Source organism: Azohydromonas lata NBRC 102462 (assembly GCF_001571085.1).
Taxonomy (GTDB): Bacteria; Pseudomonadota; Gammaproteobacteria; order Burkholderiales; family Burkholderiaceae_C; genus Azohydromonas; species Azohydromonas lata.
The window spans coordinates 25,917-45,826 of record NZ_BCTC01000051.1; the positions used below are offsets into that span (position 1 = coordinate 25,917).

Consider the following 19,910-nt stretch of genomic DNA (forward strand, 5'->3'; position numbering starts at 1 on the left):
GAGATCGCCATGAAGTCGTCAACGTCTACCGTTGCTGCCGTGAGCCTGTCGTTCGCCGCGCTCATGGCAACCCCTTCGGCCCACGCCCAGATACCCGTGACCATAACTTCGGACCTTCCGGGAAGCATCCATTGGGCTCAGCAGCTCATCGACAACGGCAAGTCGCTCCTGTACCAGCTTGACCAGCTCGACCGCATGGACCGGGATTTCGGGGCCGTGACAGGCAACCGCGGCATGGCCGGCTTGCTGCGCGACAGCCGCTACGACAACTACGTGCCGCTCAACGCCCTGGAGCAACTGGCCGATGTGGCGGCACGCGGCTTCGCAGGCCTGACGCCCGAAGCCCGGGCGCTGATGCCGCCGGGTATGCTCGACCGGTGCTCCAGCCTTGCAGCGCAGCCGCGCTCCGTCTGCGAGACCGAGATCGCCCGCCCGTACGCCAATGCGCAGCTGCTGCGCCAGTCGCTGGCTGCCCAGAGCGGCCGGCTAGGGCAGATCCAGAAGCTCATGGATGCAATCTCGGCCGCCACGGATCCGGCCGCCATCGCGCAGCTCGACGCGCGGCTGCAGGGCGAGCATCTGGCGCTCACGCACGAGAACAACCGCATCACGGCGCTCAAGGCGGCCGTCGAGAACGACCAGCGCATCGCGCAGGCCAACCAGCACGCCACCACCCTGGAAATGCTCGACCGGCCGGGCGGCCTGCGCATTCGCTCGGAGGAGCCGTGACATGGCGGCCAAGCAAGCAACCGACGACCTGCCCGAGGTGGGCCTGACCCAGCAGCAGCAGGCCGCGCTCATCGAGCACATCCAGGGCCGCATGGACCGCACGTGCCGCCGCACGACGTGGATGGCCACCGGCTCGATGCTGTTCTGTGGGGCGGCCGTGGTGGTGGCCTACCTGTGCTTCAGGCCCATCCCGGTGCCGTTCGAGATCACCGACGGCGTGGTGAACGTGCACACCACGCTGGACACCGACCGCATGACGCAGCAGGAGGCATTGGACCGCGCGGACCTCAAGCGCTACGTCGAGGCCCGCTACCGCTACCTGTGGTGGTTTGCGGAAGAGGACCGCCAGCTGGTCAGCCGCCTGAGCACGGAGGAGGTGTTCGCCACGTATGACCGCCAGCTGCGCGGCGACCAGGCGCGCGGCGAGGAAGGGCTGATCCGCAAGTATGGCGACAAGCTGCGCCGCAAGGTGAAGGTGGCCCAGCCGCGGCTGCTCGGGCCCAACGGCGCCGGCCTGCGCGTGGCCGAGGTGGCGATCACAGTGACCGACACCTGGCTCGATGGCCGCGCTGCCAGCGAGCAACCGAAATCCGAGCGGTTCATGGTCCGCATCAAGTACACGCGCGAGCTCAGGATGCGGCTGCGCCAGGATGAGCGCGACGACAACCCCTTCGGGTTCCTGGTCCGTGCCGAGCAGTCCGACCTGGACTACGGCGACGCCGCCCCGGCGGGCAAGGTTGCAAGGACCGTACCGTGAAAGCCGCCACGCTTGCTCTGCTCGCCGCGGCAGCGCAGGCCGCGACGGCTGCGCCGATCTCGGAGGTGGTGTACGACCCGAAGCAGGTCATCCGCATTCCGGTCGCCAGGGGTGTCCCGACCCATGTCCTGCTGGAGCCGGGCGAGACGATCACGACGGACCTGGCGGCCGGGCTCGCCTCGGTATGCCGCAGCGCGGCCAAGAACAGTGTCAGCCCTACCCCCCAGGGCGGCGCGGATGCGCTGCCAATGGACGCATGGGACCTGTGCGGGCCCAAAGGCCAGGGCTCGATCTTCGTCAAGCCCGTGGGCCCCGCGACGCTGCCCAACCCGGTCGCGTTCCAGACCAACCGCAGGAACTACGCCCTGCAGTTCGACGTGGTGGCGAACCCGGCGCAGGCCTCGCGCCGCGTCGAGATCCGCTCGGCACCGGCCGGGCAAGCCGGCGGGCCTGACCAGGACATGCGGCGGCGCTTGGCGGCCGCGCAGGAACTGCTGCCCACCGAGCAGGAAATCATCGAGCAGCGGCTGTCGCTGCGGCCGGTCGTCGCCAACGGCGACTACTCCAAGGCCTGGGGCCAGGGCTCCGAGGACATCGTGCCCGCCGCCGTGTGGGACGACGGTGCCTCGACGTATCTGGAGTACCCCGGCCACATGCCGGTGCCCGCGGTGTTCGAGGTCTTGCCTGGAGGCAAGGAGCAGCAGGTCAACCCGCGCTTCGACCCCCGCTTCAACCTGCTGGTGGTGGATCGCGTGGCGCGCGGCCTGATGCTGCGCCGGGGCGACACGCAGGTGGTGTCCATCACCAACCAGGCGTTCGACGTGCAGGGCCGCGGCGCGCCCAAGGGCAGCGTGGCCGAGGGCGTGCAGCGCATCGTGCGCGACAAGCGCACCGGCGGTTTTCGGGAGGACCAGCGATGAGCACAGCACAGGCCACTGTCAACACCGTGGAGCCGGCCGAACCCGCGGGTGCCGTCGACATCCCCCGCGTCGCCGACCTGGCGCAGCAGCGCTGGTCGCGCCGCAAGACGACACTCACCCTGAGCCTGCTGGGTGCGGCGACGCTGGCAGCCGGCGCCGGCGTGTGGTGGATGAAGGCCTATGGCCTGCAGTCGCTGCTGCCGCTGCCCAAGGCCGAGCAGGAAGCGCCCAAGCCGGCATCGAGCACTTCCCGCGGCAAGCCGGCGCGGATGCCGGCCCCTGGACCAGCACAAGCGGCTGCGTCCCCTGCCCCAGCGCCGGCACCGGCGCCAGCAGCTTCCAAACCCACCGTGCCCGCGCCAGACGAGGACATCGAGCCCATCTGCATCAAGGGCCAGCCCTGCAACCAGCGCGCGGGTGGACAGCGAGGCGGCGGCTCGGGTGGCCAGGCCCGGCCGCGCCAGGTGCGCGACCCGAGGGACGCGCCGATGATGATCATCTCGGGCCTGGGCCACATGCTGGTGCGGGTGGCTGACAGCGGGCCGGGCTATCTGCAAAGCGATACCGCCGCCGAGCGCGCCCGGCTCATGGAGCGGCTGGCGAACAACCAGCGGCAGCTCGACCGGGCCATGCAGCAGATCGAGGCGGCACAGAGCGCACCCGCCCTGCAGCAGCCGGGGGCCGTCCCGGCTGCACCCGCAGCGCCTGCACCTGGGCAGCCCCATGCGCCGGTGGTGGCGCCGGGCACCGCGGCTGCAAATGCCGGTGCTGGTGCTGGTGCTGGTGCTGCCGGGCAACCCCGCCCGTTCGAAGCGATGGTGGAGGCGCAGCAGCTGCCCGACGACAGCCTGGTGATGCCGCCGCGCAGCATCGAGTGCAGCATGCTCATGAAGGTGGCCACGGCGATGCCGGGCGATTTCCGCTGCATGGTCACGCGCGACGTGCGCGGCGCCGATGGGCAGATCACGCTCATCGACCGCGGCTCGGTCGTCTACGGCCGCTACAACGCATCGAACGTGCGCATCGGCACGACGGCCATTGCGCTCGATGAGCTCTGGGTGCTGACGCCTGCGCCCTACAGCGTGCGCGTGCGCCTGGATGCGCTGGCCGCCGGGCCGCTGGGCGAAGGCGGCGTGCAGGGCCACGTCGACAACCGCTGGGGCCAGCGTCTGGGCCCGGCGCTGTTCCTGAGCGTGTTCAGCGACGCGGCCCGGGCGCTGATCCAGGGCCGGGACGACAACCAGGGCAACACGGTCGTCATCGGCACGGGTGCGCTCAACACGGGCGACCGCCTGGCGCAAGAGGCGCTGCGCCAGACCATGAACATCCCCTCCATCCTGACCAAGAACCAGGGCGACACGGTGTTCATCGAGACGCTGTCTCCGATCTCGTTCCAGAAGGTCTACCAGCTGCGGGCGACGCGCGCCGCACGCTGAACGGGAGCGCATGCCATGGATGCAGACGATTTCACGTTCGGCCAGGCCGAGGACTACGCGCTGATGGTGCGCCACCTGCTGGAGCCGCTGCAGCCGTGGCTGGACCAGGACGATGTGCTGGAGATCTGCGTGAACAGACCCGGCGAGGTCTGGGTCGAGCGGCACCAAGGATGGGACGCGCCGCATGCCGTGCCGGTGCTCACCTTCGACCGCTGCGTGCAGCTGGCCATTGCCGTTGCAACATCCACCAGCCAGATCGTGGGCAGCGCGCATCCCCTGTTGGGCGCCGTGCTGCCCGACGGCGAGCGCGTGCAGTTTGCGCTGCCCCCGGCGGTGCCGCGCGACACGGTGTCCGTCACGATCCGGCGCCCGTCGAGCCGGCTGCTCACGCTCGACGACCTGGCCGCCGGCGGCCTGTTCCAGCGCGTGGTGCCGCCGTCGAACGACCTGCAGCCGCACGAGAAGGACCTGCGGCAGCTGCTCAAGCGCGGCCTGGTGCCGGAGTTCCTGAAGCTTGCCATGGCCACCAGGCAGAACATGCTGGTGGGTGGGCACACCGGCTGCGGCAAGACCACCATCCTCAAGGCCCTGGCCGAGCTCATCCCGCTGCATGAGCGGCTGTTCACGGTCGAGAGCGCGGCCGAGCTGCTGACGCCCCACCACAAGAACGCCGTGCACCTGTTCTGGAGCGACGGCGGCCAGAGCGTGGCCGACGTGACGCCGCACGATCTGCTGATGGCTGCACTGCGCGGCCGGCCGGACCGTGTGCTGCTGGCCGAGACGCGCGGGCCCGAGGCGTACTACATGATCCGCTTCGGCATGTCGGGCCACCCCGGGAGCATGACGACGCTGCACAGCAAGACGCCGCGCATGGCCTTCGACCAGCTGTCGATGATGGTGCAGGAGTCGCCGCAGGGGCGCGGCATCCCGGACGCCAAGGTCGAGCAGCTGCTCAGGAGCAACATCGACATCGTGCTCCAGTTCGGCAACGACGGCAGCGGCCGCTTCGTGCAGGAGATCTGGTACGACCCCGAGGGCAAGCGAGACATGGCGCCGGAGACGCAGCCATGAAGCTGCCACGCCCCAGGCTGCCGAAGTCGTGGCGCTTTCCGACGTGGCTCACGCCCCGGCGTGTGGCCATGGCTGCCGCGCTCGCCGGCGCGACGCTCGCGCTGGGCGCCGGCGGCACCTGGGCCAGCGGCGCCACGTTCAACGCCCTCAACCTGAGCAACCCGGGCCGTGCGCAGCTCGGCAGCATCTGGCGGTACTGGGACAAGTACGGCAGCGACGACGGCATGCGCAAGAAGCTCGTGGGCGCCATGGCGCTGGGCTACGGCATGGCTTTTGGCCTGCCGCTTATCGCCTGGGCCTATGCCAGGCAGGGCCGGCCGCTGTACGGTGCCGCGCGCTTCGCCACCACCGGCGAGATGGAGGCCTACGGGCTGTTCAAGGGCGACGGCATCATCATCGGCAAGCTCGGTGGCCGCTACATCAGCTACCCCGGCGAGGAGTTCGTGCTGGTGAGCGCGCCGACGCGCTCGAAGAAGACCCAGGGCGTGGTGCTTGCCAACGCCATCGAGTGGCGCGAGTCGATGCTCGTCATCGACATGAAGGACCTGGAGATCTTCGAGGCCTCGGCCGGATGGCAGGCCAGGATGGGCAAGAAGGTGGGCGTGTGGTCGCCCTACGACGATGGCAGGCGCACCGGGCAGCACAACTTCCTGGCCTACATCCGCCCCGACGCGGCGCACGTGGTCGGGGACCTGTTCGAGCTGGCCTACTGGTGGTTCCCGGACGCGCCGGACGGCCAGGGCAGCAGCGCCAACTTCTTCCAGACGCAGTGCCGCAACCTCATCGTCGGGCTGGGGCTTTACCTGCTGGAAACGCCCGAGACGGAGATGCCGCGCACCATGGGCCAGGTGCTGAGGCTGGCCAGCGGCGGTGGCGAACACGGACTGCGCGAGCACATCGAAGCGCTCATCACCACGCGGCACAAGGCCGGCAGGCGCCTGTCGGCCTCCTGCGAGCGCTTCCTGGGCCGGGTGCTGGCCTGCGGCGATTCGCCGGAAACCTTCGTCAGCATCTTCAGCACCTTCACCGGCGCGCTGTCGATGTTCGACGACCCGCTGGTGGACTGCGCCACCAGCGGCTGCAGCTTCGACGTGTCGCGCCTGATGTACGAGCCCATGGCGCTGTACGCGCACGTGCCGTTCGGCAAGCTGGAGCAGTCGCGCATCTTGCTCAACGCGTTCCTGTCGCAGGTCGTGAGCCTCAACAGCCGGCGGCTGCCGAAGAACGACCCGCTGCCGCGCATCAAGTGCCTGGGGATCTTCGACGAGCTCACGGTGGCCGGGCGCATCAACGTCTACGCCGAAGGCATCGGCTTCCTGGCGGCCTACGGCTGGCGGTTCCTCAGCGTCTGCCAGACGCAGGCGCAGCTGGCCATCCCCTACGGCGACAAGGGCGCCGAGATCATTGCCGACAACCACGGCTGCCAGATCATCTTCGCGCCCCGGCGCGAGACGACGGCTGAAGCGTACGCCAAGGACCTGGGCACGCTCGACGAGCGCGTGCGCTCGCACAGCCGCAACACCGGCGGCCAGGGCACGAGCACGGGCGAGAACGTCACGATCCAGCGCCGCAACCTGCTCACGCCCGACGAGATCCGCTACCTGGACGAGGACAAGCTGATAGCGCTGTTCCGGGGCCTGCGGCCGGTACTGGCGGACAAGGCCCTGGTCTACGCGGACCCGCTGCTCAAGGACCGCGTCATCGCGCCGCCCGGGATCCCGGCGCTCAACCTGGGTGCCCACATCGCCCGCGTCGAGATGCGCTGGCGCGCGCTCAAACCCGGCGAGGGCGAGACCGAGCTGATTCCCGTGGAGGAGCTGCACGGCGTGAAGGTGCCGCTGCGCCCGCCCGGCGGCGTCGTGCCGCCGGAGGGCGTGGACGCGTTCATCGACGACTTCTTCGATGGCGGGCTTGGCGATGCGCCCTCGGCTGTCGCCCTGGTGGACGAGGCAGGAGAGAACTGGGTGGAGGAAGGCGACGAGCCGCCGCCGCTGGCCGTGGTGCGCCAGGCACCCGCGAGCCCGGCGGCAGCGGCGACGCTGCAGGAGCCCGCAGGCCTGTACCGGGAGCTTGACATTGGCGTTCTGGATCATCCGAGCGAAGGAGTAGCTGATGAAGAACCGACTGATACTGCCAGCGGCGCTGGCAGCGACGCTGGCGCTGGTGGGGTGCGGGACGCCGCCGAAGGCGCCGATGCCGGACGAGCGCACGCGCAGCCCGGCAAACGATCCGGCCAGGCTGGAAATGCTGGACGCGGCCGGAAAGATCCAGCGGGCAACGGCGGATCTGGTGGCCGCGGCGCGCGCGTCGGCGGCCGAGCGGCTGGCCGCTGAGGACGCTGTCCCGATGCGGCCGGCGGCGCTGCGCCCGGTCCGCGGCGGGCTCTCAGCCACAGCCGCCGGCGGCAACGTCGTCTACACGTACCGCTTCGCCCTGGGCAGCACAAGGCTGGAGCTGGCGCCGGCGGCCGCGGCGCAGCTGGTGGCCGCGGCCAGGCAGGCGCAGCTGGTGGTGCTGCGCGGGCGTACCGACTCGGCCCGGGACGACGTGGCCAACGCCCGCGCGGCCCAGGGCCGTGCGGAAGCCGCGCAGCTGCTGCTCATCAAGGGCGGCGTGCCCATGGATCGCATCCGGCTCACGTACCAGGGGGCGGGCGACTTCGTGGCGCCCAACTCGACGCCCGACGGCCGCTGGCTCAACCGCCGCGTCGAGATCGAGCTGTACCCGGTGCGGCCGCAGGCTGTCGAGCCACCCGAGCCGCCGGCCCTCGTCGCCGCGCAGTGAGGCCGCCATGCACGGCGAGGCCTATGAGGAGTGGCTGGCGTACCAGGCGCTGATGCAGCGCCTGTGCCCAGGCCACGACGCAGCCCGGGCACTGACGCTGGAAGAGTGCATTTGCATGTACATCGACGATGTCTTCGACGCGCTTGAAGAGCAGCTCCTGCACGGAGGCGGCCATGGTGGATGACAAGCTGCCGGCCAACCGCTACGAGCTGAGGATGCCTGGCGCGGACACCAGGATCTTCACCAGCGCCGACAAGGTCGCCGCGGCGTTCCACGCGGCCGACGCCGACAAGATGCCCAGCGTGCACAGGTTCGTCCGCGGGCAGCCGGAGACCGTGGTGGCGCGCACGTCGCCGCGCCTTGCGCAGGAATACGCCGGCGCGACGCTGGAGCGGATCTTCAAGCGCAAGGCCGTGGACCCGGTGCCGATTGAAGGCGAGCGGTTTCGCGACGCCTACTACGCCGCGGTCGATGCCTCGCTGCGCATGCGGCTGGAGTCCGTGGAGGACTGGAACAAGGTCCAGCCCAGGACGGCGGACGGCGTATGGAAGCTCGAGCGGGCCACCTACGACGACCTGGAAGCGCTGGCGTTTGCGCGGCCCGAGCGGGCGCGGCAGGCCTGGATGGACCACGTGGGCACCCGTTTCGACGCGCCGACCCTGGTTGATTACGAAACGGGGCAGGTGGTCACGCTGGCCGATACCGCCAGCCTCGCGTCGGCGCGCAGGCTGCACGAGTACCGCTTCGGGATCGCTTTGGACGCCCAGCAGGCGCCACGGCAGCCGCAGCCGAAGGAGCAGCAGCCGCCTGCAGCGGCCCAGGCCGCCAGCGAACCGACGCCGTCGCAGGACAACGGTCAGCGCGTTGTGCCCCTTTCCTCGGAGCCCGCAGGAACAGTGGGTGTCGAACAGCCGCCGGCCACTCCGCCGCGCATGCAAGTCGGCCCGAACCGGCATCACTGGCTGAACGAGAACGCCCAGTGGCACCGGGACGTCGCTGACCGTCGCGGGCTGACCGCGGGCATCGAGGCGGAGTTTGCGCAGGGCAAGACGGCAAAGCAGGTCATCAAGGCGATGGGCAAGGAACTGGAGTTCCTGCCCATTGAGGATCGGCCCAATTTCATCGTTGGCGTGCGCGCCACCTTGGGAATCCCGTCACAAGCCACCTCTGACGGGCAGCAGGAGTTCCAGGCCTGGAAGGCTGAGTACGACAAGCGCTTGGCATCTCAATCCGCCACCCCCACTCAACCGCAGCAAGAGGGACCGGTCATGAACCTGATGCGCCTTCAGATCGACGGTGTAGATGTTGGACGCCTCGCATTCGAGAAGCACTCGACGGAAACCGGCGTGTTTGTCGATCTCACTGCGCTGGATCGCAGCGACAAGCCGGTGGCGCAGTTCACGGGCGTCAACAAGGACGAGCTGAACAGCATCCTCGGTCCCACGGTGGGGCATGAAGTCGCCAAGTTCAACGGCGGCAAGGGCGAGTTCAGGGGCGAACAACTGGACGTTCCTGCGGCCGAGGTTGCCAAGGCAGTCAAGGCCGCGCCGGCGCAGCAAGGCCCGCAGGCAGCTGCCGAGCAGCGTCCAGCACAAAAGCAGGAGCCGTCCAGCGTGGCCAGGAGCCGTGCGCCCAGGAAGGGGCAAGGCATGGCCGAGCAACAGCAAGGCGCTACGACGGCCTCCAGCGCGCAGCCGACGCCGTCCAACAGCGTCGAGCCGGCCAACGGCCTGGCGTATGCCATCGACGGCACCGCGGTCGAGTCCGTGAAGTTCAACCGTCGCGGCCAGGGCACCGATCAGGTGGTGGACCTGCGCGGCTTCAACGGCAAGGAACCGATCATCGAGGCCAAGGGCGTGCCGCTGGCCGAGCTCGGCCGTGTTGTGGGCGAGGCCGCTGCGCAGCACATCGCCGCTGCAAAGGGACGCACCGGGACCTTGAAAGGCGAAGCTGCACCTGGGGTGGGCGAGGTGCCAACTCTGGCTGCGACCGCGGCCGCACGGGCGGGCAAGGCGACACCGCAGCAGGCGCCGGTGGCTGCGAAGCAGCCCAAGGCCGATGCGCCAGCGGCCGGTGCTGCTGTTTCTGCCGCGGGCCCCAGTGACACGGTGACGGTGGAGGTGATGCGCCGCGGCCAGCGCGAGACGATCAGCCTGCAGGCCGGCAGCAGCCGTGAGCTGGGCCTGACGATGCGGCCGCTGCAGGGCGACGAGGCGCGCGCCGCCGGCCTGGCGGGTGGACTCCTGGTCGGCGGCGTCTCGGGGGCAGCCAACCGCGCGGGCGTGCTGCCCGGCGACGTGCTCGTGGCGGTCAACGGCACCCCGGTGAGCAGCATCGACCAAGTGCGCGCGGCCGCGGCCAACCCGGCGCCTGCGCCGTCCAGCACGCCGGCGCAGCAGGCCTCGGCGCCCTCCTCCGGACCGGCGCAGCAGCCGGCCGCCGTGGCGCCGCCCATTGAGGAGCCTCCCGCGGTCAAGGCGCGCCGCGAGGCTGAGCGCCTGGCGATCGAAGCCCTCAAGGCGTCGCTGGCGGAGCGGTTCATCGTCCGTGCGGGCCACGCGGCCGACTCCACTGAATACCGCTTCCGTGGCGAGCCGGGGGTGCTCGCGTTCGTGGACCGGGGCTCGAAGCTGGCCACGGACCGTAACGAAGCCGACGTGGCGCGCGGCATCGTGGACCTCGCGCAAGCCAAGGGCTGGAAGGCACTCGCGCTCGCGGGCACGGAGGACTTCCGACGCAACGTGTGGCGCGAGGCTGCGGCCCGCGGCCTGCCCTCGTCGGGCTACACCCCGACCAAGGCGGATCAGGAATGGGTAGCCGCCCGTCAAGGCGCGCAGCAGTCAAACACGGTGGCAAGGACCGACGCCCAGCAGCCAGCACAGCAGCAGGCGCCGCGGCCCGCGCAGCCCGCAGCGGCCGTCAGCCCGGCTGGTGCCACATCGCAGCAGGGACCGACGAAAACTCAAGTCATGAATGCCATGCGCGCCGGCCTTCGCGATCTCAACATGGACAAGGCATCGAGCGACCGCATCATGGAGCGGCTGTCGGTGCGCCTGGACGGCTTGCTGGCCCAGGGCAAGCCGCTGCCCAACATCGCCCGGTATGACCGGGCCGCGATGAGCCGTATGCCCGAGTTCGCCGCCCGTCAGTCACAGCAGCAAGGCCAGGCGCAGGCGCGCGCCCGTGCCCGGTGAGGTGCAACATGAATACACGCTTCAAACTGGTATTCGTGCGCGTGGCCGCCACGATGGCGGTGGCCGCTGCGGTGTCCGTCCCATGCGCCGCACAGCACGGTGTGTCCCATGGGCCGGCAGACCCCTTGGCGCTGCACTCTCCCGAGCAGTGGCAACAGCTGCTGGACCAAGCCAAGGAAATCAACCAGCGGCTGGCTGAGGTCGAACGCCAGGTAGTTGAGCATTGCATTCAGCTCAACAGGTCTGGCCAACGGATTCCCGAGGTATGCCTGCAGCGGCTGCAATCCTCGTCAAAGGAGCAGCGGTGACCATGCCAACCGATGACAAGTCATTGCCCAGCGTGCGCGATCTGCTGACGCAACTGCGCGCCGGTGAGATGGTGTGCGGCCACGGCCACACGCTCGCTCTGGCCGCGGGGATGGGGCCGTTCGTACTGCACTGCACGAATGCGGGCGGTGTGAGCTACTACGGCAGCCTCACGCGGCGGTACGTGGAGTGGTGGCGCTCAAGGTTGATCGCGGGCCAGAGCATCGGCGAGACGACGCCGTACATTGCCGTTGCAGAGCCTGACGCGCAGTCCATTGACGAGGTGGTCGACCGCTTCTTCGACGCCTTCGGGAATGACGTCGGTGCCGGTGCTCAGATGGACGCCGAGCCGGCGCCGGAAGTCCTGGGTCCCTGGGCGTGCCAGGTCATTGCGGCGCAGCTTGTGAAGCTCCTGGACGACGAGCGATTCAGCATCTGGGAGGTGGACAGCCTGGGGCACGCCTTCAGGTCCATATTTCCCAAGATCGGCCGCACGTGGCATCGGCCCCGGGACCATGCCGACTACGCTGCCCTGCAGGTGCTGCACTACGACACCTATCAAACGATGGACCGCGACGTCGCCGAGGGCCTGCCTGACGCCGTGCTGCGGGTCCTGGACCTGGACTACCCGCTGCTGCACGAACTGCTGGGCGACCGTGCCGAGATGGTCATTGCACGCTTTGCGCGAGGCATCGTGCCGCCAGCACCTGTGCCGGTCGTTGAGGTTGACCTGCTGATGCCGAAAGTCGCGCCCGAATCGTTCACGCGGCCGGTGTCCGGCTGGCGGCGCTTTTTCCGCGTGGGCTCAACGCCTGCCAGCCGGGCTGGCTGAAGGCCATGGCCTGCGGGAACACCAACGCAGACCAAGTGGCGCGCCTGGTGCCCGCTCAGTGCAGCAGAGTGCCGGCGTCGAAAGCGCAGCTCATGGACGCCATGAAGTCCGCGCTCAAGGGCATGAGCCTTGACGCGAATTCGGCGCAGCGCGTCCGCTCGCGGCTGTCCAAGGAGTTGGATGGGATGCTGGCCAGGGGCCGGACGTTGCTCTCGCTCGGTCGGATCGACACGGCCACGGTGAATCAGCTGCCGTGCACGGTGCGGCAGGTCCAGCAAGGGCAGTCTCGGCAGGTTGGCCAGCCCCGGACGGGCCGCGGCCGTTGACGCAGCACAGGAGGTGCGGCATGGCACTCGATTCCGATTCCTGGCCGGACAAGTGGGGGCGCGCCTTCGAAAACGCCGCCATGTACGGCGACGCGCTGCTGTTTCCGGCGCTGCTGGCAATACCGGCCCTGCTGCACCGCACCGAGGGCCTGATGTCGGGCATGGCGCTGGCGGTTGCGCTGCTGTGGGCCAAGCGCCGCGTGCGGCGCGTCAGGCAAGCCAAGGCCGGGATCCGGCTCTACCGCTACGGCACCTGGCGCTTCCTGAAATTCATCTTCTGGGTGCTGGCCATCGGCCTGGTGCTCATGCTGAAAGCGAAGCTGGACGGGCATTAAACAACATACGCGACCCACCACCCCAACCCCAAAAACCCCCTCCCCTGTCCCGCCCTGACTTCTCCTTCATCCACCTTGAACAAGGGCGGGCCCAAACAGGGAGCCGAGGTACGCGGGATAGGGGTCCGGTATGTGGCGTGGTTTGTTCGCAGCTGTTTTTGATTCTCAACTGCCGCTTTGGCGGCCAGGAGGCTGACATGAATACGCGCAGCAGCAATGCCGACCCCGTGCTCTTTCTGATCGTCGCTGTCGTGGTGGCCGCCGCGTTCGGCATCTACCAGCTCGCGTCGACGCTGGGACTGGACTTCAAGACCATGCTCGGCGTCCTGCTCCTGTCTGCGACGGTAGTGGCCCTTGCAGGGCTTTGCGTGTATTTCGGGCGCGATGCCGAGTTCGTGCACATCAGTGAAACCTGGCCGCTGCTGCTGGCGCTGGAATACATGGCCTGGTGGCCGGCGATGAATGTGTGGGCCGCAGGTCCGCTCTCGGCATACATGCCTGACTTTTATCCGGTAGTTTGGTGGAATGCCTGGTACACCCGCGCAGGTGTCTTGGCGGTTTGCATCGGGGCTTGGTTCCTCCTGCGGCATCGGCGCACGTCCTACTACTGAATTCAGCTTTTCTCACGTGGGGCGCCTGCGCCTGCACAGACCTCTTTCCTGCTTCTACAAGGGATCAATGATGGAACCCTCAACCCGCAAAGGCATCGCCCTGTTCATCTGCGATGAGCTGCTCACTCTCGCATTTCAAGTGGCTGCCTGCTTCTTGTTCTACAAGATCAGCAGCGGGTGGATTGTCAGCCAGCTACTGGAAAACGGTGGCGTTGCACCCTCTCAAACCGTCCTGACCTTGCTGGCTCTCATGGCTTTCGGTATCTGGATCTCCCTGGGGATCGGCTCCTGTTTGGCCTCGCTGATGATGCCAGTCTCTCATGAGCGGCGTTAAAGGCAGTCACCCATGAAAAGACTGTTCCCTTTCAACGAGGCGCTCAATGCCGCGCATGACGATGTGCTGGCCGTCATGGCCGGCGATATCAGTCTCCCGGTAGGAGCACTTTACATTGGTGATGGCAAGTCCGGCCCCGCCGTGTTCTACACAGAGCAAAGCGGGAACACTGGCGCGCGTCAACATAGTTGTCGCCTGACCTATGCAGCCAGCGGCTGTTTATTCCGGACCGGCACGTGTGCGGCTACGACGGCATCGCGCTCAGGGTTGAGGGTCACGGCGGCGACTGGAGTCCAGTTGCGAGTGCCACGTGACCAGCGACGTGGATGGAGATCTCGGGCTTCGCTGTAGAGCACGTGACGGGCGGCCAAGATGCTCGTGTCCTGGCCCGCATGGCGTTGTGCCGGACTGACGTATTGGATCCCGCTGTGCCGATGCTCATGGTTGTACCAATGAACGAAGCGTGCGGCCCAACTGCGGGCGTCGGCCAAGTCCGCGAAGCCTTTGCTGGGGAACTCCGGGCGGTACTTGGCGGTGCGGAACAGGGACTCGACGTAGGCGTTAGAGCGAGCAGTCAACTGCACCTCTTGGGCCCATCGAGCGACGACTTTTTCGGGTGACCCATCCGTACCATCCGCTCTTCGGTCAGCAGTTCGACTTGGTCATGCGTGGCCAGAACTGGCACGAGGACAGCGCATTCTTTCGGGGCCGTGAAGGCCGGTTGCGCTCTATTCCTGCGAACTGGACGGATCTCGTCGCAGAAGATCCGTTCAATGTCGTCGCCGCCGGCCGGGCTGCGCTTCGGACTCAGGAACTGCTCGATCTGGCGCGCCTCGTCAGTGCACTTCAGCCCTGAGATGGGCGCCGGCGTGTAAGGTTGAATATGTGTGGGCTGTAAGGCCGATTATGTCTTTGCCGAATAATATTTAGCAGCAAGCCGTTGCCGTATGCGTTGAACTTTGAGGGTCTTGAAGCAGAGCTGTAAATCTCCTTGAATTCCAAGCGCCACGCTACATAATTACTTTTACAGCAACAGTACCGCCAACTTCCGAGGTAACCATGGACGCTGACCAGGGCAAGCACGACAAGAACGTGATCCTGCACCAGCACGCCACGCTCAACCCTCGACCCGACGGCGTCATGCATCCGCTGTTCAAGGGCAGCGAGTTCTTCGACCCCAACGATCTGCTGCAGGTGAAGTACGAGATGCTGCGGCTCGTTCATATCGACAAGCGCCCCATCAGCGAAGCCGCCAAGACCTGTGGCCTCTCGCGCCCGGCCTTTTACCAGGCGCAGGAGTCGTTCCGGCAAGGCGGTCTGGCCGGTTTGATTGCCCACAAGCCTGGACCGCATGGCGCGCACAAGCTGTTGTCTCCCGGGCTTTTCCACCTTGTCTTTCCCACGCAGTTTTGTGACGCGGGACGCGCGACTTCCCGCATTGGGCCCCCAGGTGAAGCAGTGTGGGACGGTGGCGTAATGCGGATGGGCAACGAAGACGGCCCGGGGATGCCGGGCCGTGTTGCTTGGTGAGAGAGCCGAACTGGATCAGAACGGCAGGCCGTCGTCCGGGGGCGGCGTGGGGTCGAAGGGCAAGTCGTTGTGGCGCTGACGGCGCTGCCAGCGTTCGATCTGCGGCGCGTAGTGATGGCGCACGCACGCCAGCAGCTGCTCCAGGATGTCGAGCAGTTGCACCGCGGCCTGGTCGGAGATCCTGGGCAGCAGCATGGGCACGAGGACGGTGCGGCGCTTCATTGCACTTCCTCAACGGCGCGGTGGACGTGCTCGGGGTCGATCTGCCGCGCCTTGGCCAGCGCGGCGGCCGACAGCGCGTAGTGGGCGATGCGGTTGACCTTGCGCGGCAGGCCGTGGGTGGCCTGGTACAGCGCCTCGACGGCGCCAGGCTCGAACAGCGGCAAGCTGGTGCCGGCCAGCTGCAGCCGGTGGTCGAGGTAGGCGCCGAGCTCGTCGCGGGCCAGGCCGCCGAGGTGGTAGCGCACGACGATGCGCTGGGCCAGCGACTCGTGCACGGCCATGGCCAGGCGCCGGCGCAGCTCGGTCAAGCCCACCAGCAGCAGGCACAGCCGCGGCGCGGCGTCCATCTCGTAGTTGGTCAGCAGCCGCAGGTCTTCGAGTACGTCGTTGCGCAGGTGTTGGGCCTCGTCCACGACCAGCACGGGATGGATGTGGCATTCGACGGCCAGGCGGCAGACCTCGGTATGGATGGCACGGTAGGCGGCGGCGCGGTTGCGCTCCACCGGCAGCCCGAGCTGCCAGGCGATGGCCTTGTACATGTCCATCACGTTCCCGGTGGACAGCGGCACGTAGAACAGCCGGTGCAGCCCCGGGTGCAGCGTGGCGGCGAGCCGGCGGCACGCCGTGGTCTTGCCCGAGCCGACCTCGCCGGTGATCAAGCCGATACCGCGCAGCTCCACCAGGTGGGTCAGCCGTACCTGCGCCTCGCACACGGCGCTGGAGGCGAACAGTTCGTCGGGCTCGAGCGCACGCTCGAAGGGGTAGTGCGTCAGACCGAAGTGGGTCAGGTACATCACCGCTCCTTGTCGTTGGGGCCGCGCAGGTGGCGCAGAGCCAGGCCCGTGGGGCGAGGCGCCGAGGCCGGCGCGTCGGGCTCCAGGACCTGGGTGGGACGGCGCCGGCGCACGAAGCAGTTGGCGTAGGCGTCGAGTGCCCGGGCGCGCTCGACGAAGCGCCCGTCGTGCCAGACGTCGATGCCGCGCGAGGCGGCGGTGGCCGGGTCGTAGCGCAGCGTCACGGTCTGGCCCACGAGCGTGGCATCGAGCTCGAAGAGCCGGCCATCGAGGCTGACGGTGTGGTCGCGCTGCACGCGGCGCTTGGCCTCGAAGAGGAACAGCTCGTCGAGGTCGAGCCTGGGATCGAGCAGGCGCGGCGGCTGCTCGCTCTGGGCCCAGCGCTCCATGGGCGTAAGCCCGTCCAGGCCCCGGTGTGGGCTGTGGTGGTACTCGCCCTCCACCCAGGCCCACAGTCGGCGGTTGAGGGCTTCGAGGCTGGCGGTATCGGCCTCGGTCAGGGTGGGCAGCAGCTGGGCCCGTACCGTGCGGAACCAACGTTCCTGCTTGCCCTTACCCTGGGGTTGGTAGGGCCGGGCATGGATCAGCGCCACGCCCAGCCGGGCGCACACCAGGGCCAGCTGCTGCGAGCGGTAGTTGGCGCCGTTGTCCACGTACAGGCGCTGCGGGGTGCCGCGGCGCAGCAGGGCCTGCTTGAAGACGGGCAGGAACGCCTGGGTGTTCTCGGACAGGGCGAAGGCGCAGTACGGCACCACGCGCGTGGCGTCGTCGAGGAACGCGATCAGGTAGGTCTTGCGCCGCACGCGCGATCCCGTCAGCGTGACGCTGGGGCCGTGCATCACGTCACTCATCCACAGCTGCCCCGGGTGCGCGAAGGCGAAGCGCCGGCGGTCCTGGTCGCCGCAGTCCTGGGCGGCGCTGCCGCGCTCCATCAGCCCGGCGCGCTGCAGCAGCCGGTGCACGGTCGAGGCCGCGGGGCCGGCCGACTCCGTCGGCGTCGGCCCCAGGGCGGCGATCAGTTGCGCGATCGACAGGTAGGGCTGCTCTTCCTTGAGGCTCAGCAGCGCGTCGGCCGTGGCCTGCGACAGCGCGCGCGAGCGTCCCCGGTCGCTGCGGTCCTTGGGGAACAGCGCGTCGAAGCCGCCGCGCCGGTAGTCCTTGAGCCAGTGGCGCAGCGTCTCGGCCGCCACCCGGGTGCGGCTGCTGCCGGGGATGACGTACTCCAGCGCAGCCTTCTCCCGCAGCCGCGGGTACAGGCCACGGCTGCCCAGGGGCATGTGCAGCAAGTCGGCGATGAGCCCGTAGCGGAACAGGGCCACGGCCTGGGCGTGTGCGGGATCGGTCACGAAGCGCTCCTCCTGGTGGAAGAGTTCCGACCCTAGGCAGCCGCGGGCGGCGGGTCAGGCCCCATGTGTTGTTGGAGGCCGCCGATACCGTCACCGCCACCGCGGCGGCGGTGGCGCAATCCGAGCGGAGTGGCCAGCGCCGGCAGCTCGCGCGCCAACAGCGCGCGCAGCCGCTCCAGGGCGTTGGGCTCCTGCAGGCGCTGGCGCACGGCCGTGACCGTGGCCGCGCAGCCCTGCAGCAGCGCCGGCAACATCGTCACGGCCAGCGGCAGCAGCGCGCGCACCACCGTCAGCCGCCGGCGCACCCAGCGCAGCGCGCCGGGCAGCCCGATCGGGTCGGGGCGCAGTTGGTGGGCACAGGCCTCCAGGCTGCAGGCGTCTTGCGCCGCGGCTGCCACCTGCTCGATCTCGGCCAGCGTGCCGGGGAAGCGGGCTGCCAGGTGGTCAGGCAGCAGGCTGAACGTGCAGTGGCCTTGCGGGCAGTACCAGCGTGCGATGCGGGTGCCCGCCGGGCGCTTGCGCGCGTAGCTGCCGTGCCGGGCCAGCCCACAGCCTCCGCGTGGGTGCAGCGGACAGCGTGGAAGGATTGCCCGACGCCAGAGCTCTCGGGTAACGTACTCGGCGCCGGCAAGCCCCGTGTCGAATCGAAGCTGCACCGGCATCGGGCCCGCGGGGTTGCCGCCCTGCGGGTCCTCCTCATGGCAATGACCAGGCTCCCAGGCTAAACGCCAGGCACAACGCGGCGCAGCCGCGGCCGTCATCTCGGGGGAGCCTGCGCGCCAGCGCAGCCCCGGCGCGCATGTCTCCCACCGTCATCCTCGTCGCCACGCCAGGGAAGCCGACCTGCAGGTCGGCTTCCCTGGCGTGAGCCTCACGCGCCTTCCCTCATTGCCTCACCGCGGTCACGCGCTGGCTGGTGAAGCATTGCGGAGAGAACCGGGCGGTGAAATGCAAATCAAAGTGGGAGACAACACAAGCTCACGCCGCTGGTACTGGACTTCATCATCGAGGCGCGTGCTGCCGACCCCGGCATGCGTGGACAACGCTTGGCCGAGCTTGTCCACCAGCGGCTGGGTGTGCAGGTTCACCCGCGCAGCATCGAGCGACAACTGCGGCTGCTACGCACAAGAAAGCGACGCTGAAGCCCCCGTCGGCGGCGCCGGCATCGTGCGACGGCGGGCTCGTTGAGCGCTACGAGGAACTACGGCGCCAGTTCCTTGAGCATTACCGTGGCCAAGCCCATGGCTTGACGCTGTTCATGCGGCGCGGCATGCGCGCGTGGATGCTGGCATGGAGCCAATGCCAATGTGTAGCGCCGTCATCACGGCTGCCGTCGGCATCGATGACGTCAAGCCAGGAGACATGCCCCGTGCAGTTGCACGCGCAAGTGACGTCGCTGTTGGCCGACATGATCTTGCTCGCACGCCAGGAGGTCCTCGCATGATGACCGACCACCATCAGAAGGTGCACGCCAGTCACCTCAAGCGCAATGCCTACCTGTACGTGCGCCAGTCGACGCTGCGTCAGGTGTTCGAGAACGCGGAGAGCACCAAGCGCCAGTACGACCTACGCCAGCGCGCGGTGGCGCTGGGCTGGGCCCAGGAGCAGGTCATCGTGATCGACAGCGACCTGGGCCAGTCAGGCGCCTCGTCGGACCGCGAAGGCTTCCAGCGCCTGGTGGCCGAGGTTGGCATGGGGCATGCCGGCATCGTGCTGGGCTTGGAGGTCTCGCGCCTGGCACGCAACTCCATGGACTGGCATCGGCTGCTGGAGATCTGCGCGCTCACCGGTACGCTGATCTGCAACGAGGACGGCGTGTACGACCCGGCCCACTTCAACGACCGGCTGCTGCTCGGGCTCAAGGGCACCATGAGCGAGGCGGAGCTGCACGTGCTCAAGTGCCGGCTGCAGGGCGGCATCATCAACAAGGCCCGGCGTGGCGAGCTGGAGATGCCTCTTCCTGTTGGACTGGTGTACGACGGTGCTGGCCGCGTGGTACTTGATCCGGATCGTCAGATCCAGGACACCGTGCGGCTGGTGTTCGACACCTTCCGGGAGACGGGCTCGGCATACGCCGTCGTGCGCCGCATGCGCGGTGAGGAGCTGTTGTTCCCTCAACGGCTCCGTCGTGGCATCGGCAAGGGCGACCTGCTGTGGGGACCGATCACCCACTCGCGCGTGCTGCAGCTCCTGCACAACCCGCGATATGCCGGAGCGTTCGCCTACGGGCGCACCCGCACCAGGTACAACGCCCAGTTCAAGATGCGGCAGATGGGCGTGCCGCAGGCAGAGTGGCAGGTGCTGATCCAAGATGCACACCCGGGCTATATCTCCTGGGAGGAGTTCGAACGCCACCAGGCCACGCTGCGGGGCAATGTGCTCG

At 68.4% G+C, this 19,910-nt stretch carries 24 protein-coding genes and 1 pseudogene; 18 read left to right on the forward strand and 7 right to left on the reverse strand.

Translation table 11 applies throughout. The features are described from left to right. Window positions 1–9 precede the first annotated feature (9 nt). The 15 genes from ALA01S_RS17785 (at window position 10) to ALA01S_RS17850 (ending at window position 13,635) form a co-directional block, all read left to right on the forward strand. Window positions 10–729 carry a type IV secretion system protein gene (locus tag ALA01S_RS17785; RefSeq protein WP_157119096.1) on the forward strand — a complete coding sequence of 240 codons (720 nt, stop codon included), beginning with the start codon at window positions 10–12 and terminating at the stop codon, window positions 727–729. Between the two features lies 1 nt (window position 730). Further along, complete coding sequence (locus ALA01S_RS17790; RefSeq protein WP_066338923.1) at window positions 731–1,486, forward strand: VirB8 family type IV secretion system protein; 756 nt, start codon at window positions 731–733, stop codon at window positions 1,484–1,486. Beyond that, window positions 1,483–2,406, forward strand: a complete 924-nt coding sequence (locus tag ALA01S_RS17795; protein WP_066338925.1) for a TrbG/VirB9 family P-type conjugative transfer protein — start codon at window positions 1,483–1,485, stop codon at window positions 2,404–2,406. The genes ALA01S_RS17790 and ALA01S_RS17795 overlap by 4 nt, the downstream gene beginning before the upstream one ends. Continuing rightward, window positions 2,403–3,842 carry a TraB/TrbI/VirB10 family type IV secretion system protein gene (locus ALA01S_RS17800; protein WP_066338932.1) on the forward strand — a complete coding sequence of 480 codons (1,440 nt, stop codon included), beginning with the start codon at window positions 2,403–2,405 and terminating at the stop codon, window positions 3,840–3,842. The genes ALA01S_RS17795 and ALA01S_RS17800 overlap by 4 nt, the downstream gene beginning before the upstream one ends. Window positions 3,843–3,857: 15 nt before the next feature. After that, a complete protein-coding gene (gene virB11 / locus ALA01S_RS17805; RefSeq protein WP_066338934.1) occupies window positions 3,858–4,913 on the forward strand; it encodes a P-type DNA transfer ATPase VirB11 in 1,056 nt (351 codons plus the stop codon). Continuing rightward, complete coding sequence (locus ALA01S_RS17810; RefSeq protein WP_066338937.1) at window positions 4,910–7,246, forward strand: type IV secretory system conjugative DNA transfer family protein; 2,337 nt, start codon at window positions 4,910–4,912, stop codon at window positions 7,244–7,246. The genes virB11 and ALA01S_RS17810 overlap by 4 nt, the downstream gene beginning before the upstream one ends. Next, a complete protein-coding gene (locus ALA01S_RS17815) occupies window positions 7,203–7,697 on the forward strand; it encodes an OmpA family protein (RefSeq protein ID WP_066338939.1) in 495 nt (164 codons plus the stop codon). The genes ALA01S_RS17810 and ALA01S_RS17815 overlap by 44 nt, the downstream gene beginning before the upstream one ends. Before the next feature lie 7 nt (window positions 7,698–7,704). Next, window positions 7,705–7,881 (forward strand): hypothetical protein, encoded by a 177-nt coding sequence (locus ALA01S_RS33185; RefSeq protein ID WP_157119097.1) that lies wholly within the window; start codon window positions 7,705–7,707, stop codon window positions 7,879–7,881. Next, on the forward strand, window positions 7,871–10,891 hold the full coding sequence (locus tag ALA01S_RS17820) for an LPD7 domain-containing protein (RefSeq protein WP_066338941.1): 3,021 nt from the start codon (window positions 7,871–7,873) through the stop codon (window positions 10,889–10,891). Before ALA01S_RS33185 ends, ALA01S_RS17820 begins: the two co-directional genes overlap by 11 nt. Window positions 10,892–10,899: 8 nt before the next feature. Next, a complete protein-coding gene (locus ALA01S_RS17825) occupies window positions 10,900–11,199 on the forward strand; it encodes a hypothetical protein (protein WP_157119098.1) in 300 nt (99 codons plus the stop codon). A 2-nt stretch (window positions 11,200–11,201) separates the two neighbouring features. Continuing rightward, the gene (locus ALA01S_RS17830; protein WP_066338947.1) at window positions 11,202–12,029 is read left to right on the forward strand and encodes a hypothetical protein; all 828 of its coding nucleotides are present in this window, start codon (window positions 11,202–11,204) and stop codon (window positions 12,027–12,029) included. Window positions 12,030–12,121: 92 nt separating this feature from the next. After that, complete coding sequence (locus ALA01S_RS17835) at window positions 12,122–12,355, forward strand: hypothetical protein (protein WP_157119099.1); 234 nt, start codon at window positions 12,122–12,124, stop codon at window positions 12,353–12,355. 20 nt (window positions 12,356–12,375) lie between these two features. Then, a complete protein-coding gene (locus ALA01S_RS17840) occupies window positions 12,376–12,690 on the forward strand; it encodes a hypothetical protein (RefSeq protein ID WP_066338955.1) in 315 nt (104 codons plus the stop codon). 197 nt (window positions 12,691–12,887) lie between these two features. Then, a complete protein-coding gene (locus ALA01S_RS17845; RefSeq protein WP_066338963.1) occupies window positions 12,888–13,301 on the forward strand; it encodes a hypothetical protein in 414 nt (137 codons plus the stop codon). A 70-nt stretch (window positions 13,302–13,371) separates the two neighbouring features. Further along, entirely contained in the window at window positions 13,372–13,635 is a 264-nt protein-coding gene (locus tag ALA01S_RS17850) for a hypothetical protein (RefSeq protein WP_157119100.1), read from the forward strand. Window positions 13,636–13,641: 6 nt separating this feature from the next. Here the strand turns inward: ALA01S_RS17850 and ALA01S_RS33190 are convergent, their stop codons facing one another. Both ALA01S_RS33190 and ALA01S_RS31980 read right to left on the reverse strand, forming a co-directional pair. Then, window positions 13,642–13,821: a hypothetical protein gene (locus tag ALA01S_RS33190; protein WP_157119101.1), complete on the reverse strand. Its 180-nt coding sequence runs from the start codon at window positions 13,819–13,821 to the stop codon at window positions 13,642–13,644. A 14-nt stretch (window positions 13,822–13,835) separates the two neighbouring features. Next, window positions 13,836–14,198 (reverse strand): annotated as a pseudogene (locus ALA01S_RS31980) (integrase core domain-containing protein); the annotation flags it as partial. A 53-nt stretch (window positions 14,199–14,251) separates the two neighbouring features. Between ALA01S_RS31980 and ALA01S_RS31985 the strand changes: the two are divergent. Further along, window positions 14,252–14,491 carry a DUF5372 family protein gene (locus tag ALA01S_RS31985; protein ID WP_084267686.1) on the forward strand — a complete coding sequence of 80 codons (240 nt, stop codon included), beginning with the start codon at window positions 14,252–14,254 and terminating at the stop codon, window positions 14,489–14,491. Between the two features lie 203 nt (window positions 14,492–14,694). Further along, the gene (locus tag ALA01S_RS17860; RefSeq protein WP_066338971.1) at window positions 14,695–15,165 is read left to right on the forward strand and encodes a helix-turn-helix domain-containing protein; all 471 of its coding nucleotides are present in this window, start codon (window positions 14,695–14,697) and stop codon (window positions 15,163–15,165) included. Between the two features lie 15 nt (window positions 15,166–15,180). Here ALA01S_RS17860 and ALA01S_RS17865 read toward each other — a convergent pair whose 3' ends face one another. From ALA01S_RS17865 to ALA01S_RS33195, 5 genes are all read right to left on the reverse strand, one after another. Further along, window positions 15,181–15,387: a hypothetical protein gene (locus ALA01S_RS17865; RefSeq protein WP_066338974.1), complete on the reverse strand. Its 207-nt coding sequence runs from the start codon at window positions 15,385–15,387 to the stop codon at window positions 15,181–15,183. Then, window positions 15,384–16,181, reverse strand: coding sequence for an ExeA family protein (locus ALA01S_RS17870; RefSeq protein ID WP_066338980.1), 798 nt, complete (start codon window positions 16,179–16,181; stop codon window positions 15,384–15,386). Before ALA01S_RS17870 ends, ALA01S_RS17865 begins: the two co-directional genes overlap by 4 nt. Further along, on the reverse strand, window positions 16,181–17,527 hold the full coding sequence (locus tag ALA01S_RS17875; RefSeq protein WP_066338981.1) for a DDE-type integrase/transposase/recombinase: 1,347 nt from the start codon (window positions 17,525–17,527) through the stop codon (window positions 16,181–16,183). The genes ALA01S_RS17870 and ALA01S_RS17875 overlap by 1 nt, the downstream gene beginning before the upstream one ends. Before the next feature lie 32 nt (window positions 17,528–17,559). Next, on the reverse strand, window positions 17,560–18,183 hold the full coding sequence (locus ALA01S_RS17880; protein ID WP_169805952.1) for a hypothetical protein: 624 nt from the start codon (window positions 18,181–18,183) through the stop codon (window positions 17,560–17,562). Window positions 18,184–18,429: 246 nt separating this feature from the next. Beyond that, the gene (locus ALA01S_RS33195; protein WP_157119102.1) at window positions 18,430–18,636 is read right to left on the reverse strand and encodes a hypothetical protein; all 207 of its coding nucleotides are present in this window, start codon (window positions 18,634–18,636) and stop codon (window positions 18,430–18,432) included. Between the two features lie 331 nt (window positions 18,637–18,967). Between ALA01S_RS33195 and ALA01S_RS17890 the strand changes: the two genes are divergently transcribed. Then, window positions 18,968–19,910, forward strand: a 943-nt coding sequence (locus ALA01S_RS17890; protein ID WP_169805953.1) for a recombinase family protein, incomplete at its 3' end; no start/stop codon positions are given.